Source organism: Mesorhizobium sp. B1-1-5 (assembly GCF_006443065.1).
Classification (GTDB): Bacteria; Pseudomonadota; Alphaproteobacteria; order Rhizobiales; family Rhizobiaceae; genus Mesorhizobium.
The window spans coordinates 1-1,705 of sequence record NZ_VFWS01000300.1; the positions used below are offsets into that span (position 1 = coordinate 1).

Genomic DNA, 1,705 nt, shown 5'->3' on the forward strand with positions numbered 1-1,705 from the left:
CATCGACAGCGCCGATCGGTTCCTGGCCGTGTTCGACGGGCAGGGCGAGGGCGGGCCAGACAATGCGCAGGGCGCGGCGAGCGGCGCCGCGGCCTATGCCGAGGACGGCAAGACGGCGGGCGAGGGCAGCTTCGCCGCGCTCGACATGTCGGCAAGTCATGCCGCCGATCCTGTCGAGGCGGTGCTTGCCCGCCGCTGGAGCACCTGGGGCGCGGCCTATGGCGGCTCCGAGCAGACGGGCGGGGATCCGTTCGTCGGATCGCACGATACGAACGCTCGAACCTTCGGGCTGGTCGGCGGTGTCAGCCACCGCTTCGACGAGACGCTGGTCAGCATCGCCCTCGGCGGCGGCTGGTCGAACTTCTCGCTCGCCGATGGGCTGGGCTCGGGCGATGCCGGCACCTTCAATGCCGGCATCTATGGCCGGCAGGGTTTCGGCAATGCCTATCTCTCCGGCGCGCTGGCCTATGGTTTCAACGCCGTCGAGACCAATCGCACAGTGCTTGGCGACACGCTGACCGGCAAGTTCGACGCGCACACCTTCTCGGGCCGCGCCGAGGCCGGCTACCGCTTTGAGACGCTGGTCGTGGCGATCTCGCCCTATGCCGCCTTCCAGGCGATCTCCTATCACCTGCCGGCCTATTCCGAGACGTCGAGCGGCACCGGACCCTTCGCGCTTCACTATGACAGCGACACCAGCACCGCGACCCGGGTCGAACTCGGTACCCGGCTCGATCATGCGATCGCGCTCGAAGACGGCGCCAGACTGACGCTGAGCGGCCGCGCCGCATGGGCGATCAATGGCGGCACCGACCGCAATTTCGGCGCCGGCTTCCAGGCTCTTCCCGCCAGCAGCTTCACCATCGGTGGCGCCGAGCCCAACCGCAACGCCCTGCTCGTCGACGCCGGCGCCCAATACACCTCTCCCTCCGGCGTCTTCGCCGCAGCCACCTTCCAGGGCGAGTTCTCCGGCAACGTGAAGAGCTATTCCGGCAAGCTCAAGCTCGGCATCACCTGGTGAGGCTATGCGCATCTTGCCGTGTTGTTCCTTTGTCAACAGTCAATTCAAGATCCCCCACATTCGGGGGGCTTCTGGGGTCAAGCAGATGGGTAGAAAAATCGATGGAACGAGGCGGGCTCGCCTGATGCTGCGTCTGCTCGGGGAAACTTGTCTGTCGACATCGGGCTCGCGCCTGGCACTGGCCATCCTTCTCGCAGCTGGAACGCTGTCAACAACGCTTCCGGCGAGAGCTGTCGAGACTGACTGGATTGTCAAAGACGAGGCGACGCTCAGGGACGCCATCAGTAGCGCCCAGAAAAACGACACCATCACCTTCACCGCGAACGTCACCCTGAGCGCAAACTTGCCCACCGTGCAGAAAGACGTGACCATCGACGGTGGCAACTTCACTCTGTCTGGCAATAACCAGTATCGCGGCCTGTTAGTCCAGTCCGGCACAGTAGTCGTCAACGATCTCACCATCGCCAACGCCAAGGCCCAGGGCGGCAGAGGAGGCGACGCAAGGTATGGCGGCGAGCTGTATATTGGAGGCGGCGGCGGCGGTGGCGGCGCTGGACTGGGCGGCGCGCTGTTCGTCGCCAGCGGCGCCAATGTGACGGTGAGCAACGTCAACCTGCAAGCCAACCAGGCCCATGGCGGCAACGGCGGCGCGCTCAGGCCAGATACCGGCGGTTGGACCAGCGG

At 65.6% G+C, this 1,705-nt stretch carries 1 protein-coding gene and 1 pseudogene; both read left to right on the top strand.

Annotated elements, in window-relative coordinates:
- Window positions 1-1,021, top strand: a 1,021-nt coding sequence (locus FJ980_RS30645; RefSeq protein WP_140547318.1) for an autotransporter outer membrane beta-barrel domain-containing protein, incomplete at its 5' end; no start/stop codon positions are given.
- A 124-nt stretch (window positions 1,022-1,145) separates the two neighbouring features.
- A pseudogene (locus tag FJ980_RS30650) lies at window positions 1,146-1,705 on the top strand (hypothetical protein); the annotation flags it as partial.